Raw genomic sequence first — 15,580 nt, forward strand, 5'->3', positions numbered from 1 at the left:
GATGAGGAGGAGCGGCGCAATCCAGCCATGACAACGATCAGCCAGCGGGCTCAGGAATTGTTGGCGGCGCGGACACCGTTCGTGCATGCCACGGTGGTGCGTGCCCAGCCGCCCACGTCGGCGTATCCGGGCGACGAGGCAATCCTGTTGGCGGACGGGACAATTGAGGGGTTCGTCGGCGGGCAGTGCGCGCAGAATTCGGTGCGCAAGGCGGCGCTGGGTGTGTTGCAGGCGGGCGAGAGCGTGCTGCTGCGCGTGCTTCCCGACGGCGACGTGCATTTTCCCGAGGCCGCCGGCGCTTGCGTGGTGGTCAACCCTTGCCTGTCGGGCGGGTCGCTGGAGATTTTCCTGACGCCGCAGCTGCCGGCTCCGCTGATCCGGATCTACGGCGCCACCCCGATCGCCGACGCACTGATCGACGTGTGCGGGGTGCTCGGCTACGACGCGCGCCGTGACACCGATCTGTCCGACACCACCGCGGTGGTGGTCGCCAGCCACGGCGGACCGGAAGCCGAAATCATCCGTGCCGCACTGGATAACGGAGTCGGCTATATCGGCCTGGTGGCCAGCAAGGTCCGCGGCGAGTCGATCCTCAACGATCTCGAACTCTCCGAGGCGCAGCGGGCCCGCATCCATACCCCGGTCGGACTGCGGATCGGCGCCAAGACCCCCGCGGAGATCGCGGTGTCGATCGCGGCCGAACTGATCGCCGCCGTGCGCGACGGCAGCCTCGCCCGGCTGAGCTTCCCTGCGACCAGCGCACCGGCCGAGGCCGTCGATCCGGTATGCGGCATGACGGTGCCGACCGGCCCCGGTACCGAACACCTGGAGCTGGAGGGCGCCGACTACTGGTTCTGCTGCCCGGGCTGCCGATCGGCGTTCGCCGCCGACAAGGATGCCCAGTGACGTTCGACAGCCCCGAGGACGTGGTGCGCCAGTTCGATGCCGAGGACTATCTGCTCGACACCGGCACCGCGTCAGCGATCTATTTGGCGATCACTCTCGGCCGGCCGCTGCTGCTCGAGGGTGAGCCGGGCGTCGGCAAGACCACGGCCGCGAAAACCCTTGCGGCGGTGCTGAACACCCCGATGGTGCGGCTGCAATGCTACGAAGGCCTGACCGCGCACGAGGCGCTCTACGACTGGAACTACCAACGCCAGCTGTTGTCCATCCGGCTGGCCGAGGCCCGTGGTACCGGCATCGAGGAGGCCGACCTCTACACCGAGACCTATCTGGTGGACCGGCCCATCCTGCAGTGCGTGCGCCACGGCGGGCCGACGCCTCCGGTGCTGCTGATCGACGAAATCGACCGGGCCGACGACGAATTCGAGGCGCTGCTGCTTGAGTTCCTCGGCGAGTCCGCGGTGACCGTCCCCGAGCTGGGGACCTTTGTCGCCGAGCGCCCGCCGATCGCGGTGCTGACCTCCAACCGCAGCCGCGACCTGCACGACGCGCTGCGCCGGCGCTGCCTGTACCACTGGATCGACTACCCGGAACCGGCCCGGGCCGCCGCGATCGTGCGGCGCACGGTGCCCGGCGCGGCCGCGCCATTGATCGAACGGGCCACCCAGTTCGTCGGCAGCACGCGCGATCTCGACTTGGACAAGCCGCCCGGGGTGGCCGAGACCATCGACTGGGTCGCTGCCCTGGTGTCGCTGGGCGTCGCGGACCTCGTCGACGATTCCGCCGTCATGAGCCTGGGGGCGCTGGCCAAGACACCCGACGACCGTACGCTGATTCGCGAGGCGTACCACGCCTTTACCGAATACAGCCGCACCTGAGAGGACCCGCAGCATGAAGATCGCCAACCAGTTCACCGTCAGCGCGCCCATCGACCGGGCCTGGGATGTGCTGTGCGACCTGGAACAGGTGATCCCGCTGATGCCCGGCGCCCAGCTGACCGGCCATGAGGGTGAGGACTACCTGGGCAAAGTCAAGGTCAAGGTCGGGCCGGTCACCAGTGAATTCAGCGGCAAGGTGCGCTTCGTCGAACAGGACCGCGAGCAGTACCGCGCGGTCATCGACGGCAAGGGCAAAGAAGCCCGCGGCACCGGCAACGCGGCCGCCACCGTCACCGCGCAGCTGCAGGCCGACGGCGAGACGACCAGCGTCACCGTCGACACCGACCTGAAGATCGTCGGCAAGCTGGCCCAATTCGGCAGCGGCATGCTGCAGCAAGTGTCGGAGAAACTGCTGGGCCAATTCGTGGAATCGCTGGAAGCCAAGTTGGCCGCCGAGAAGACCGGCGCCGTGGCGACGGCCGAGACCAACGGCGCCGCGGCAACAGCCGAGCCGACGTCGCAGGAGTCGATTCCGGCCTGGCCGGCCAATCCCGTCCCGGGAACGCGGCAGGCGCCCGTCACCGAGCCCGAGCCGATCGATCTGTTGCAGCTGGCCGGTGGCGACCAGCTCAAGAAGTACGCCGTCCCGGCGCTGGCAGCGCTCGCGGCGCTGGTGCTCATCTGGGTGCTGCTGCGGCGGCGTTAGCGACTCGTGGACACCCCCTTGCTGCTGCGGGGCGTCGACCGGGCGGCCCTCGCCACGGCGCTGGTCGCCCGGCTGCGCGGTGCCGGGGTGTCCGTTTCCGCCAGCGGTCCGGCGAGTTTTGTGCAGGCGTTGCGAAAGCTGGCCCCGGACAACACCTCCGCGTTGTACTGGGCGGCCCGGCTGACGCTGGTCAACCGGATGGAGGATCTGGGCGCCTTCGACGAGGTCTTCGCGGCGGTGTTCGGAGCGGTCGAACTCGACGGCACCGGCGGCCCCGATTCGCCGCTGCCGTTGCCGGGGCGCAAGACGCCGGCCGCCGGCACGGTGCGACCGGGCGGCAGCGGGTCCGGGTCGACCGAAAAGTTGCCCTGGGTGACGCGGGGCAGCGCCGCCGCGCACGACTCGGCAAGTGCGAGCCTGCTGCTGCCCGACCTGCTACCCGGCCGGATCGCGGCCCTGGCCGACGAGTCGTTCGACCGCTTCGATCCCGAAGATCTTCGCCTGCTTGGCATGTGGCTGGAAGAGACGGTCGCGCGCTGGCCGCGCCGCCGCAGCCTGCGGTCAGAGCCCAGCCCGGCCGGCAAGCGGATCGACCTGCGGGCCACCATGAACGCGTCGCGGTCGACCGGCTGGGAATCGATGGTGCTGGCGCGAACCCGGCCGCGCCGCCGGCCGCGGCGAGTCGTCCTGCTCTGCGACGTCAGCCGCTCGATGCAGCCGTACGCCGCGGTGTATCTGCATTTGATGCGAGCAGTGTTGCGCCAGCAGGGAACTCGGCCCGAGGTGTACGCGTTCTCGACGTCGCTGACCCGGCTCACCTCGGTGCTGTCGCACCGATCGGCCGAGGTGGCGCTGCAGCGGGCCAACGCCAAGGTCGTTGACCGTTACGGTGGCACGTTCATCGGCCGCAGTGTGGCCGGCCTGCTCGCGCCGCCACACGGCAACGCGCTGCGCGGCGCGGTGGTGATCATCGCCTCCGACGGCTGGGACAGCGACCCGCCCGACGCGCTGGAGCACGCGATGGCACGGCTACGACGCCGCGCCGAACTGCTGGTCTGGCTCAATCCTCGCGCGGCACAGCGGGAATTCCAGCCGCTCGCCGGGTCGATGGCGGCCGCCCTGCCGTACTGCGATTTGTTCCTGCCCGCGAACTCGCTGACCGGGCTGCGCGACCTACTGCGGGCGCTGGCGGGTTGAGGCCAGCCCGTCATTACTCGGGATAGTCGCCGACTTCCAAGTCTTCGAGCAGGCTCGGATGTGTTGGCTTCCAGGCGAACCGCTGTTGCGTCAGGGCGCTCGACGACGGCTGGTCGACGCCGAACATCGCGCCCAGCGGACCGAAGTTCTCAGCCGGGGCGGATTCGACGGGCACGCCGAGCCGGCGGCCGATCACTTCGGCGATCGCCCGCATCGGGTCGCCTTCGTCGCCCACTGCGTGCAGCACTGAGCCGGGCGGTGCTTCTTCGAGGGCAAGCCGGAACAACGCAGCGGCATCGTCGCGATGCACTGCGGGCCAGCGTTGGGTGCCATCGCCGACGTAGGCCGATACGCCGGTGTGGCGGGCGGCCTGGATCAGCAGGCTGGAAAAGCCATAGCGCCCGCCGGCATCGTGCACCGACCGCGGCAACCGCACGACAGCGGATCGGACCCCGCGTTGCGCGAGATCGATGACGGCCTGGCCGGTACGGCCGCGTCCGGCCACCGGGCCCCCGGCGTTGAACGGGTCTTCTTCGGTGCTCACCCGCCCGGGCACCGCCGGGGTTCCGCTCGCGAGCACCAGCGGCTTATCGGTGCCGATCAGCGCCTCGCCCAACGCGGCGGTCGCGCGGGCTTCGTCGCCGACCGCGTCCCCGGCGGCGGTGAAGTCGTGCGAGAACGCCAAATAGACAACGCCGTCGGTGTCGCGGGCCGCCTGCTGCAAGACGGCGAGGTCGGTGATGTCCCCGCGCAGCGGCTCGGCGCCGAGTGCGCTGATGGTTGCGGCCGAGGCGTCGGATCGGGCCAGGCCGACGACGTGATGACCGGCGGCGATCAGTTCTGAGACGACGGCCGAGCCGATTCCTCCGCTGGCGCCGGTGACGAATACACGCACGAGCAGCTCCCTTCATGGTGATGCGACTATGGTCCCATCACGATACACAGTGATGGGACGACAGTCGCATCACTAAGGTGGGGTCATGGCTCGTTGGCAACCCGATGCGCGCGAACGCTTGGTGGCGGCGGCGCTGGACCTGTTCAACGAACGCGGATACGACCAGACGACCGTCGCGGAAATCGCCGAGCGCGCGGGCCTGACGAAGAGCACGTTCTTTCGGCACTTCCCCGACAAGCGTGATGTGCTGGCAGCGGGCCAGGACGCCATCGCTCAACTGCTGCGCGAGGGCATTGCCGCGGCGCCTGCCGACGCGACACCGCTGACCGTGGTGTGCTGCGGCTTGAAGTCGGCGGCGGCGGCGTTCACGTCGTTCAACAAGGAACTGGCTCCCCGGCTCAAGGCCGCGATCGCGGCCAGTGCTGAGCTTCAGGAACGTAACGCGCTCAAGCAGATTGGGCTGGCCCTCGCGATGGCTGAGGCGCTGCAATCTCGTGGCTTCTCCGAATCGACCGCGGAGTTGGCCGCCGAGCTCGGCTCCCTGGCATTCAAGAAGGCCTATGCCCGCTGGGCCGAACCCGGCGAAGACCTCGACCTCGGTGCCATGGCGTGCGAAGAGCTAAACGAACTACACACCGCCGCAACCGATCTCAGCTGAGCTGAACCGGTCTTTCAGTGCGATGCCGGACCGGCCCAGCGTTCGCGCCCCGGCGACCAACGCGGCGGCGACGGCCGCGGCGGTGCGGTAGTCGAGGCCGTCGGGCGGATGGATGTTCGAGATGCAGTTGCGTTCCGCGTCGGTGAGTCCCGGTTGCGGTCGGTGCGTCAGGTAGATGCCCAGGCTGTCGGCGACCGAGAGCCCGGGGCGTTCGCCGATCAGCACTAAAACCGTTGTGACGCCTAATGCGTGGCCGATGTGGTCACCGAGTGCGACACGCGCCTGGGTGGCGATCACCGGCGGCGCGATGCGATAGCGGCCGTCGAATGCGCGGACCAAAGCATCGACCATGCTCGCGGCGTGGTCGGTCAGGGCGCGCGGCGACAACCCGTCGGCGAGCACAAAACCGATGTCCGCCTTGGCTTTTGGCAGGACAGACAGATCCGCGGGGAGTCGACCGAGATCGGGCCGGCGCAGGTACTCGCCGCGTGAGGTCGCTTGGCTGCGCACCCGCAGCGGCTGGCAGACGCCGATGCCGTGCAGCTGCTCGGTCAGGTCGTCGATGTCGAGAGGTTCGTGGACGGCGTCGCGCGCCGCGGCGTGCGCGGCCTGGAACTCCAGCACCCGCCGGGTGGGTAGCGAGTTTCCGGCCCGCCCGAGCCCGATGCGCGCCTGCGTGCTGGCCCGCAGCGGCGCCCAGAGGTCGCTCATCAGCCGGCCGCCAGGGCGCGCAGCGGCGACGTCGCGAGGTCGACGGGAAGAACCCGGCCGCCGGCGTCGACCATGCCCAGGCTGGCCAGCCACGCTTCGAATTCGGGTGCGGGCCGCAGCCCCAACGCTTTTCGGACGTAGAGCGCGTCGTGAAAAGACAGGCTCTGATAGCCGAGCATGATGTCGTCGGCACCGGGAACGGCGATCACGAATGCGGTGCCCGCCGCACCGAGCAGCGTCAGCAGCGTGTCCATGTCGTCCTGATCGGTCTCGGTGTGGTTGGTGTAGCAGACGTCGACGCCCATCGGCAGGCCGAGCAGCTTTCCGCAGAAGTTGTCTTCCAGCCCGGCGCGGATGATTTGTTTTCCGTCGTACAGGTATTCGGGCCCGATGAAGCCGACCACGGTGTCGATCAACAGCGGCTGCAGCGCCCGGGCCACCCCGTAGGAGCGTGCCTCGAGCGTCTGCTGATCGACCGGCTTGCCGCCGACCCCGAGATGCGCCCCGGCTGACAGCGCCGAACCCTGTCCCGTCTCCAGGTACATGACGTTGTCGCCGACGGTGCCGCGGCGCAGCGACCGGGCCGCCTCGTTGGCCTCGGTCAACATCGCGATCGAGGTGCCGAAGCCGGCGTTGGCGCCCTCGGTCCCGGCGATCGACTGGAAGACCAGGTCGACGGGCGCGCCCTGTTCGATCAGCTCCATCGTGGTCGTCACGTGGCACAGCACGCACGACTGCACGGGGATGGCGAATCTCTGGCGAATGTCGTCAAGCAGGTGCAGCAGGTCCGACGCCGCGCGCGGCGAGTCGGTCGCGGGGTTGACGCCGATCACCGCGTCGCCGCAGCCCATCAGCAGGCCGTCGAGCAGCGCCGCGGCGATCCCACGCGGGTCGTCGGTGGGGTGGTTCGGCTGCAGCCGGGTGGCCAGCGTGCCGGGCAGTCCGATCGTGGTCCGAAAGGCGGCGGTCGCCGTCGCGGCGGCGGCCACCAGGATCAAGTCCTGGTTGCGCATGATCTTCGACACCGCGGCCACCATCTCGGGAGTGAGCCCGGCGGAGACGGCGGCGATCCGCGCGGCACTGTCGTCGCGCGACGCCGCTTCCAGCAGCCAGTCGCGGAAGCCGCCGACGGTCAGATGCGCGATCGGGCCGAACGCCTCGCGATCGTGACTGTCGATGATGAGCCGGGTGACCTCGTCGGTCTCGTACGGCACGACCGCGTCGTGCAGAAACGTCGCCAGCGGTATGTCTGCCAGCACCCACGCCGCCGCGGCCCGTTCGGCGTCGGAATCGGCGGCGCACCCGGCCAGCTGATCACCGGAGCGCAGCGGCGTCGCCTTCGCCAGCACGTCGACCAGCCCCGCGAAGGAGTACGTGGTCCCCGAGATGGTCTGCCGGTAGCGCATATTCAACAGTAAGACACCTTCGGTTCAGCAGCAGGTCAACTCCGCCGTGCGGCCTCGGCCTCGAGTGTGCGCAGGCGGCGGCGATACGCCGCGCCGCCACCGTGGGCGCACGCTCGAAGCCCTGGATACACACTCAAGGCCCTAGACGCCCACGCCGGCTCTGGCGCCATGAGGCAGGATCGGTAGGTATGGACCAGCTATGGGCCAACCGGGCTGCCAGCTCCGAAGCCGCTGTTACGCAGCGCCACCTGAAACGGTTGTGGGGGTTACCGGGAACGCAGCTGGGAGTGGTGGCGTGGCCCGCGACGCGGCAGGCTCGGCTGTTCGGCACCTGGCATTACTGGTGGCAGGCGCATCTGCTGGATTGCCTGGTCGACGCGGAGCTGCGTGACCCACAGCCGCACCGGCGCACCGAGATCAACCGGCAGGTTCGCTCGCACCGGCTGCGCAACAACTTTCGCTGGACCAACAACTATTACGACGACATGGCGTGGCTGGCGATCGCGCTGGAACGCGCCGCCCGGATCGCCGGCGTCGAGCGTGGCCGCGCGCTGCCGAAACTCGCCGACCAGTTCATGAAGGCGTGGGTGCCCGAGGACGGCGGCGGCATCCCGTGGCGTAAGCAGGATCAGTTCTTCAATGCCCCCGGCAACGGGCCGGCGGGGATCTTTCTGGCCCGGTACGGCGAGCACCTGAAACGTGCCGCGCAGATGGCCGACTGGATCGACCAAACGCTGATCGACCCCGAGACCCATCTGGTGTTCGACGGCATCAAGGCGGGCTCGCTGGTGCGCGCGCAGTACACCTACTGCCAGGGTGTGGTGCTCGGTCTGGAGACCGAGCTGGCGAACCGCACCGGCGCCGAGGCCCGGGGCCGGCACGCGGCGCGGGTGCACCGCCTGGTGGCCGCCGTCAACGAACACATGGCGCCGTCGGGCGTGCTGAAGGGGTCCGGTGGCGGCGACGGCGGGCTGTTCGCCGGCATTACCGCTCGCTATCTCGCGCTGGTCGCCACCGCACTGCCGGGTGACTCCGCCGACGACGCGGTGGCCCGCGACACCGCGCGCACCATCGTGCTGTCGAGCGCGAAATCGGCCTGGGATTACCGGCAAACGGTGGACGGGCTGCCGCTGTTCGGCGCGTTCTGGGACCGCGACGCGACATTGCCGACGACCGCGGGCGCCCAGGCGCAATTCGTCGAGGGTGCGGTGAACGCCTCCGAGACTCCGGAGCGCGACCTTTCGGTGCAGCTGTCGGGGTGGATGCTGATGGAGGCCGCATGTAACGTCACGGCCGAATCGTCGCATTAGAAGGAGCGATCCGTGAGTAAAGTCCACCCCGATGCCGAGGCGGCGCTGCGGGACCTGCTGAAGGACGGAATCACCATTGCCGCAGGCGGATTCGGCTTGTGCGGTATCCCGGAGAATCTGATCCTGGCGCTGGTGGACAGCGGCGTCAAAGAGCTGACGATCGTCGGAAACAACGCCGGCGTCGACGATTTCGGCATGGGTCTGTTGCTCAAGGGGCGTCAGGTCAAGAAAGTTATTGCCTCCTACGTAGGAGAAAACAAGGAATTCGAGCGCCAGGTGTGGCCGGTGAGCTAGACCTGTCGCTCACCCCGCAGGGCACCCTGGCCGAGAAGTTACGGGCCGGCGGCGCGGGGATTCCGGGTTTCTACACCCGCACCGCGTTCGGCACCCAACTCGCCGAAGGCAAGGACATGCGCGTCTTCGACGGCACCGAATACGTCCTGGAGGAAGGCATCCAGGCCGACGTCGCGATCGTCAAGGCGTGGAAGGGTGATACCGCCGGCAACCTGATCTATCGGAAGACGGCGCGCAACTTCAACCCGATGATCGCCACCTGCGGCAAGGTGACGGTTGCCGAGGTCGAGGAACTGGTCGAGGTCGGCGAGCTGGATCCCGATCAGATCCACACCCCCGGCATCTACGTCGACCGCATCATCGCGGGCCCCAGCTACGAGAAGCGGATCGAATTCCGCACCACCAGCGGCGCCGCCGCGGCCAAGCACGAGAGCCCCATCCGCGAGACCATGGCCAAGCGCGCCGCAAAGGAACTGCGCGACGGCTACTACGTGAACCTGGGCATCGGCATCCCGACGCTGGTCGCCAACTACATCCCCGACGGCATCAACGTGACGTTGCAGTCCGAGAACGGTCTGCTCGGCATCGGGGCCTATCCGGCCGACGACGAGGTGGATCCCGACTTGATCAACGCCGGGAAACAGACCATCACCACGATCAGCGGCTCCAGCTTCTTCAGCAGCGCCGACTCGTTCGCGATGATCCGCGGCGGGCACATCGACCTGTCCATCCTCGGCGGCCTGGAGGTGGCCGAGAACGGCGACCTGGCCAACTGGATGGTGCCCGGCAAGATGGTCAAGGGCCCGGGCGGTGCGATGGACCTGGTGTCCGGGGTCAAGCGGGTGATCGTCGTGATGGATCACACCGCCAAGGACGGCAGCCCGAAGATCCTCAAGCAATGCACGCTGCCGCTGACCGGGAAGGGCGTGGTGGACATGATCATCACCGACCTGTGCGTGTTCGACGTCGACCCGGAACGCGGGCTCACGCTGACCGAACTACATCCCGGGGTGACGGTCGACGACGTCCGTGCCAAGACCGGTTGCGATTTCGCCGTCGCCTGAACCCGCTTTGGCACGTCGTCGTGCCAGGTAGCCGCGCGTGGCAGCGATGAATGCCGGCAGCATCGAGACGAACAGGATGACCAGGATGATCTTTTCCAGGTTGTGGTGCACGAACGGCACGTTGCCCAGGAAGTAGCCGGCCACCGTCACGCCGCCGCCCCACAGCACCCCGCCGACGATGTCGAACGCCAGGTACACCGGATAGCGCATGTAGGACACCCCGGCCACGACCGGCGTGAACGTCCGGATGAACGGCATGAAGCGGGCCAGGATGATGGCCGCGGGTCCGTACTTCTCGAAGAAGGCGTGCGAGTCGGTCACGTAATGCTGCTTGAAGAACCGGGAATCTTCCTTCTTGAACAGCGCCGGCCCGATGCGGCGGCCGATGAAGTATCCGGTCTGGTCGCCCAGCACCGCCACCACGGCGACCGCCGGCGCCAGCACCCAGATGTTCAGCGTTCCGTGCGCGGCCAGCAGACCGCCGGTGAACAGCAGCGATTCGCCCGGAAGTAGCGGAAACAGCAATCCGGTCTCGACGAAGACGATGACCAAGATGGTCGGCAACACCGCGGAGGCGAACAGGCCTTGGGGCCCGATCCAGAACATCGGATCGATGATGTCGGGCAGGGCCACGACGGCGGTGCTCATGGTGCCTCAACATACCGGCCCCGAGGTGGGTGCCCGCCGTCAACGTCGGGTTGCGATACTGGGACAACTGAAGTCTTCAGGAGGAATTTCATGCCCATCGCAACCCCCGAGGTCTACGCCGAGATGCTGGGACGCGCCAAGGAGAACGCGTACGCATTCCCGGCCATCAACTGCACCTCGTCGGAAACCGTCAACGCCGCCATCAAGGGCTTCGCCGACGCCGGCAGCGACGGCATCATCCAGTTCTCCACGGGCGGTGCGGAGTTCGCCTCCGGACTCGGCGTCAAGGACATGGTCACCGGTGCGGTCGCGCTGGCCAAGTTCACCCACCACATCGCGTCCAAGTACCCGATCAACGTCGCGCTACACACCGACCACTGCCCGAAGGACAAGCTGGACACTTACGTGCGCCCGCTGCTGGACATCTCGGCCAAGCGCGTGGCGGCCGGCAAGAATCCGCTGTTCCAGTCGCACATGTGGGACGGCTCGGCGGTGCCGATCGACGAGAACCTCGTGATCGCGCAGGAGCTGCTCAAGGCGTCGGCTGCCGCCAAGATCATCCTGGAGATCGAGATCGGCGTGGTCGGCGGCGAGGAAGACGGCGTCGCCCACGAGATCAACGACAAGCTGTACACCACCCCGGAGGACTTCGAGAAGACCGTCGAGGCGCTGGGCACCGGGGAGCACGGCAAGTATCTGCTGGCCGCGACGTTCGGCAACGTGCACGGCGTCTACAAGCCCGGCAACGTCAAACTGCGCCCCGACATCCTGGATCAGGGCCAGAAGGTCGCGTCGGCCAAGCTCGGCCTGCCCGAGGGGTCCAAGCCGTTCGACTTCGTCTTCCACGGCGGTTCGGGCTCGCTGAAGTCGGAGATCGAGGAGGCGCTGCGCTACGGCGTGGTTAAGATGAACGTCGACACCGACACCCAGTACGCGTTCACCCGCCCGCTGGCCGGCCACATGTTCACCAACTACGACGGTGTGCTCAAGGTCGACGGCGAGGTCGGCAACAAGAAGGTCTACGACCCGCGCAGCTACCTCAAGAAGGCCGAAGCGTCGATGACCGAGCGCGTGATCGAGGCCTGCAACGACCTGCACTGCTCCGGAAAGTCAGTCAGCGCCTAGTCGATGTCGGGCCAGGTGCCCGGCTGGCCGGGCGCTCGACGCCGAACGGGCGGCTGGCCGGGCGCTCGGCGGGCGAGATGACTAGCCGCTGGGGGACTGGCAGATCTTCCACTGGTCGTCGCGGTATTGCAGGTCGAGGCTGCGCGTCGAGCGGACCTGCGGGTCGTAGGCCATGAAGGTGGTGACGTTGGCCTCGGCGTGCTGGCCGTTGACGACGATCTGTTCGATGCTGGCGATCACCGGATACTGTTTGGCCGCCGAAACCCGTTGGTAGGTCTCGTTCCACGAGTGCTCGTCGTAGTCGACGTAGCCGTCACGGGTGGTGCCGCAGGTGATGCTGCGCAGCTGGGTCAGGTCGCCGCGCTGCACCGCCGTGTCGAACGCGTGGATCGATTGGCGCACCATGTCTTCCTGCGAGACGTGCGAGTGCTTGCCGCGGGTCAACAGCACGGTGCCCAGGATGGCGATCGCCGCCAGGGCCAACACGATCACCGTGATCGCCAGCACCCAGCCCCAGTTGAAACCCCTGCCCGACGGCTGCGGCTTGGTGCCGTCGCGGCCCGGAATAGATTGCGGCACAGCAGGTTTCGGAGGCATCGGGGGCTGTCCAGGCAGTGGCGGCTGTCCCGGCGGGCCGGCCGGGGTCGAGAACACCTCCGTCGCGGGCTCCGGCGCGGTGTGGATGATCGCCGTTTCCTTCGCGTCGAAGCCCGGCGCGGTGAAGCGACGTTCGGGTTGTTGGTCGTCCGGATTGGCCGCGGGATCGGTGCCGGGATCGGGCTTGTCGATCACCACGGTCTCGGTCTCGGGATCGGGAGGAACCATCGGATGGGCCTCGGTTGCGTCGTCGGCCTGCTCCGGGGTCGGGTCCACACCCGGCGGGGTGCCGCGGTCGGGCTCCGGTGGGTTAGGCATGAGTGGGAGCTTAGTCATCCGCGGCGGGACGGCAGAATAGAACGCATGACACCAATGGGTGATCTCCTGGGACCCGATCCGATCCTGCTACCCGGCGACAGCGAAGCCGAAGCCGAACTGCTCGCCAACGAGCATCCGGGCATCGTCGCGGCGGCGCATCCGTCGGCGTCGGTGGCCTGGGCGGCGCTGGCCGAGGAGGCATTGGCCGACGACCGGGCCATCACCGCGTACGCGTACGCCCGGACCGGCTACCACCGCGGCCTGGACCAATTGCGCCGCAACGGCTGGAAGGGCTTTGGCCCGGTGCCCTATTCGCACGAGCCCAACCGCGGCTTCCTGCGCTGTGTGGCCGCGTTGGCCAAGGCCGCCGACACGATCGGCGAGACCGACGAGCTGAACCGCTGCCTGGACCTGCTCGACGACTGCGACCCGGCCGCCCGCAAAGAGCTGGGCCTCTAGCAGTTCTCCGAGCAGTCGCTGTCGCGGCTCTCCACCTGCACGGTGGCGTGCTCGAGCCCGCGCTCGTGCAGCACCTCACGCGCGTCGCTGAGCACGGCGGTGGAGTCGGTGGAGCTGATCAGGTGCACGGTGCACATGTCCTTGCCCGGGGATAGCGTCCAGACGTGCAGGTCGTGCACCTCGGTCACGCCGTCGACGGCACCCAGGGCCGACCGCAGCTCCTCGACGTCGATGTGGGCCGGTGACGCCTCGGACAGGATCCGCAGCGCGGCGCGCGCCAGCGAGAATGCGCGGGGCAGCACCCAGAGGGCCACCAGCACGGCGACCACGACGTCGGCGTACGGCCAGTGCGTCGTGACGGTCACGACACCGGCGATCAGCACGCCCAGGCTGCCGACCGTGTCGGCGATCACCTCCATGTAGGCGCCCTTGACGGCCAGGCTGCCCTCGGAGTGCGACCGCAGCAGCATCGCGACCACGAAGTTGGCGATCAGTCCGGCCAGCGCCACGACGATCATCGGTATGCCGGGGACATCGGCTCCGGTACCCAGTCGCTCGATCGCCTCGTAGAGGATGAACGTCGCCACGCCGACCAACAGCACCGCGTTGGCCACCGCGGTGAACACCTCGGCGCGGTGCCAGCCGTAAGTGCGATTCGGCGACGTGCTGCCGCGCTTGGCCAAGATCACCGCCCCCAGCCCCATGAACACCGCGACGACGTCGGTCAGCATGTGCCCGGCATCTGCCAGCAGCGCAAGGGAATTGATCAGCAGCGAGGTGGTCAGCTCGATTACGAAGAACGTCGCCAAAATCCCGGCGGCCATGATCATGCGGGGGATCATCCGAGACGCGTCGGCCTCGGCGGGGGTGTGACTGTGTCCTGCGCCCATGGCCAACAATATATGCGTGGCAACGCATATATTGCAAGACCTAGAACCAGCGGCTCCAGAAGCGGGTCAGCGAGTTGCCGGCGCTGGCCAGCAGGTGCGGCACCCCGGAGAAGTCGAAGAGCCAGTCCACGACCGCGAACAGCCACTGGTTGACTGCGGGCGCCAGCAGCAGGAACAGCAGAATGAACACGCCATACTGCTTGGCCGGCGCCACGGCGCGCTGCGTCTCCGGGCTCAGATGAGGTTCCAGGGCGTCATAGCCGTCCAGCCCGGGGACGGGCAGCAGGTTCAGCACCACCGCCATGATCTGTAGGAGGCCCAGAAACGCCACGCCCGCCCACAGCACCCAGTGCTCCGGGTCGAAGAACAGCCGGGTCAGCGTCAGCAGCAGCACCGCCAGCACCAGGTTGGCGGCCGGGCCGGCCAGGCTGACCAGGGTGCGGCGCGCCGGCGACATGAACCAGGTGCGCACATACACCGCGGCGCCGGGCAGGCCGATCCCACCGAGCGCGATGAACACCATCGGCAGCAGCAGCGACAGCCCGGGATGGGCGTAGCGCCGCGGGTCCAGCGTCAGGTAGCCGCGGACCTCCTCGTCGTGGTCGCCGAACCGCCACGCGGTCGCCGCATGGCCGAATTCGTGTAGGCACAACGAAACCAGCCAGCCGGCGACCACGAAGATGAACACCCCGGCGTAGGACATCGGCTTCACGGTCGTCCCGGACAGCCAGGCCAGCACACCGCCGACGGCTGTCAATGCGACCAGTGCCAAGAAGATTGGGCTCGGCCGCACCGATGCGTGCCCGTGTGAGTCCACCGGTCGAAACTACCGGACCAGCAACCAGCCTTCGACGTGACGGTAGAAGGTCGATCGCCTGGCCGGGCGGGGCGGGGCGACACCGTCGCGCACCACCAGCACGCCGGTGCTGCCCAACTGGACGGCGCGCCCCGCCACCCAGCGACGCCAGCGTCCGTGCACCGCGGCGCGCAACCCCGGCACCGCGAGCGTCGGCTCGATGTACGCGCCGGTGATGTGGCCGTCGAACAGCTGCGTGTCGTCGACGACGGCCTCGCCGTGGATGTGCCGTTGGTCGCCGGGTGGTTGCCAGCCGGCGCGGCCGACGATCACCGCGCCGGTCTCGTCGCGTACCAAGGTGACTCGCCCGGATGTGCCGCGCCGGGCCCGACGGACCGCTCGCCGTCCCACCGGCAAGCGGTAGATGCGGGTGGCGCGGGTGCGGCGACGCGGCACGTAGGCCACTTCGACGTCGAGTCGCCCGGCGCGCAGCAGCCGGTTCAGCACGGCGGCCAGTTCGGCGTCGGCGCCGAGCACGATCAGCCGTCGATAGGGCCCGATCGCGGCGTCGATGTCGGCCGGGTCCTCGACCCGATGGACGGGCAGGCCGTGCAGCGGACCAGGCAGTCGCCGGTCGCCGAACCACAACACGGCCATGTCGGCCGTGTCCGTGGCGATATTCATGGGCTCCTCGCGACCTGCTGGGCTCGAGCAAATTTGCCCGG

The 15,580-nt window shown here is 68.3% G+C and carries 15 protein-coding genes and 2 pseudogenes; 9 read left to right on the top strand and 8 right to left on the bottom strand.

Annotated elements, in window-relative coordinates; genetic code table 11:
• Positions 1–27 precede the first annotated feature (27 nt).
• The 4 genes and pseudogenes from AC5Y5O_RS00820 to AC5Y5O_RS00835 all read left to right on the top strand — a co-directional run.
• A pseudogene (locus AC5Y5O_RS00820) lies at positions 28–726 on the top strand (XdhC family protein); the annotation flags it as partial.
• A 176-nt stretch (positions 727–902) separates the two neighbouring features.
• Positions 903–1,781 carry an AAA family ATPase gene (locus AC5Y5O_RS00825; RefSeq protein ID WP_500023314.1) on the top strand — a complete coding sequence of 293 codons (879 nt, stop codon included), beginning with the start codon at positions 903–905 and terminating at the stop codon, positions 1,779–1,781.
• A gap of 13 nt (positions 1,782–1,794) precedes the next feature.
• Positions 1,795–2,487: an SRPBCC family protein gene (locus tag AC5Y5O_RS00830; RefSeq protein WP_096284231.1), complete on the top strand. Its 693-nt coding sequence runs from the start codon at positions 1,795–1,797 to the stop codon at positions 2,485–2,487.
• 6 nt (positions 2,488–2,493) lie between these two features.
• Positions 2,494–3,684, top strand: a complete 1,191-nt coding sequence (locus AC5Y5O_RS00835; protein WP_500023316.1) for a vWA domain-containing protein — start codon at positions 2,494–2,496, stop codon at positions 3,682–3,684.
• Positions 3,685–3,697: 13 nt separating this feature from the next.
• Here AC5Y5O_RS00835 and AC5Y5O_RS00840 read toward each other — a convergent pair whose 3' ends face one another.
• Complete coding sequence (locus tag AC5Y5O_RS00840; RefSeq protein WP_096284235.1) at positions 3,698–4,579, bottom strand: SDR family oxidoreductase; 882 nt, start codon at positions 4,577–4,579, stop codon at positions 3,698–3,700.
• Positions 4,580–4,664: 85 nt separating this feature from the next.
• Between AC5Y5O_RS00840 and AC5Y5O_RS00845 the strand changes: the two genes are divergently transcribed.
• Positions 4,665–5,237, top strand: coding sequence for a TetR/AcrR family transcriptional regulator (locus tag AC5Y5O_RS00845; protein ID WP_096284237.1), 573 nt, complete (start codon positions 4,665–4,667; stop codon positions 5,235–5,237).
• Here the strand turns inward: AC5Y5O_RS00845 and eutC are convergent.
• Together eutC and AC5Y5O_RS00855 are read right to left on the bottom strand one after the other, a co-directional pair.
• The gene (gene eutC, locus AC5Y5O_RS00850) at positions 5,208–5,948 is read right to left on the bottom strand and encodes an ethanolamine ammonia-lyase subunit EutC (protein WP_500023319.1); all 741 of its coding nucleotides are present in this window, start codon (positions 5,946–5,948) and stop codon (positions 5,208–5,210) included. The two genes, AC5Y5O_RS00845 and eutC, sit on opposite strands and share 30 nt — an antisense overlap.
• Entirely contained in the window at positions 5,948–7,354 is a 1,407-nt protein-coding gene (locus AC5Y5O_RS00855; protein ID WP_500023735.1) for an ethanolamine ammonia-lyase subunit EutB, read from the bottom strand. Before AC5Y5O_RS00855 ends, eutC begins: the two co-directional genes overlap by 1 nt.
• 188 nt (positions 7,355–7,542) lie before the next feature.
• Here AC5Y5O_RS00855 and AC5Y5O_RS00860 point away from each other — a divergent pair, with 188 nt between their 5' ends.
• Complete coding sequence (locus AC5Y5O_RS00860) at positions 7,543–8,664, top strand: glycoside hydrolase family 76 protein (RefSeq protein ID WP_096284243.1); 1,122 nt, start codon at positions 7,543–7,545, stop codon at positions 8,662–8,664.
• 12 nt (positions 8,665–8,676) lie between these two features.
• Positions 8,677–10,022 (top strand): annotated as a pseudogene (locus AC5Y5O_RS00865) (3-oxoacid CoA-transferase).
• On the opposite strand, the gene AC5Y5O_RS00870 reads toward AC5Y5O_RS00865, so the two are convergent.
• On the bottom strand, positions 9,957–10,670 hold the full coding sequence (locus AC5Y5O_RS00870; protein ID WP_096284247.1) for a DedA family protein: 714 nt from the start codon (positions 10,668–10,670) through the stop codon (positions 9,957–9,959). The pseudogene AC5Y5O_RS00865 and the gene AC5Y5O_RS00870 overlap by 66 nt on opposite strands.
• Here AC5Y5O_RS00870 and fbaA point away from each other — a divergent pair.
• Positions 10,608–11,795 (top strand): class II fructose-bisphosphate aldolase, encoded by a 1,188-nt coding sequence (fbaA, locus tag AC5Y5O_RS00875; protein ID WP_279304346.1) that lies wholly within the window; start codon positions 10,608–10,610, stop codon positions 11,793–11,795. The two genes, AC5Y5O_RS00870 and fbaA, sit on opposite strands and share 63 nt — an antisense overlap.
• Positions 11,796–11,876: 81 nt before the next feature.
• Here the strand turns inward: fbaA and AC5Y5O_RS00880 are convergent, their stop codons facing one another.
• Positions 11,877–12,710, bottom strand: coding sequence for an Rv0361 family membrane protein (locus tag AC5Y5O_RS00880; protein ID WP_500023322.1), 834 nt, complete (start codon positions 12,708–12,710; stop codon positions 11,877–11,879).
• A gap of 45 nt (positions 12,711–12,755) precedes the next feature.
• Here AC5Y5O_RS00880 and AC5Y5O_RS00885 point away from each other — a divergent pair, with 45 nt between their 5' ends.
• Complete coding sequence (locus tag AC5Y5O_RS00885; RefSeq protein ID WP_096284253.1) at positions 12,756–13,169, top strand: DUF3151 domain-containing protein; 414 nt, start codon at positions 12,756–12,758, stop codon at positions 13,167–13,169.
• Here the strand turns inward: AC5Y5O_RS00885 and AC5Y5O_RS00890 are convergent.
• From AC5Y5O_RS00890 to AC5Y5O_RS00900, 3 genes are read right to left on the bottom strand one after another with little or no spacing between them, the layout of a single operon-like run.
• Positions 13,166–14,059: a cation diffusion facilitator family transporter gene (locus AC5Y5O_RS00890; protein ID WP_096284255.1), complete on the bottom strand. Its 894-nt coding sequence runs from the start codon at positions 14,057–14,059 to the stop codon at positions 13,166–13,168. The genes AC5Y5O_RS00885 and AC5Y5O_RS00890 overlap by 4 nt on opposite strands.
• 40 nt (positions 14,060–14,099) lie before the next feature.
• Positions 14,100–14,876, bottom strand: a complete 777-nt coding sequence (locus AC5Y5O_RS00895) for a site-2 protease family protein (protein ID WP_096284257.1) — start codon at positions 14,874–14,876, stop codon at positions 14,100–14,102.
• Between the two features lie 9 nt (positions 14,877–14,885).
• On the bottom strand, positions 14,886–15,539 hold the full coding sequence (locus AC5Y5O_RS00900; protein WP_500023325.1) for a peptidase M50: 654 nt from the start codon (positions 15,537–15,539) through the stop codon (positions 14,886–14,888).
• Positions 15,540–15,580 lie beyond the last annotated feature (41 nt).

The sequence above is a fragment of the Mycobacterium sp. NGS40 genome, from assembly GCF_059812735.1.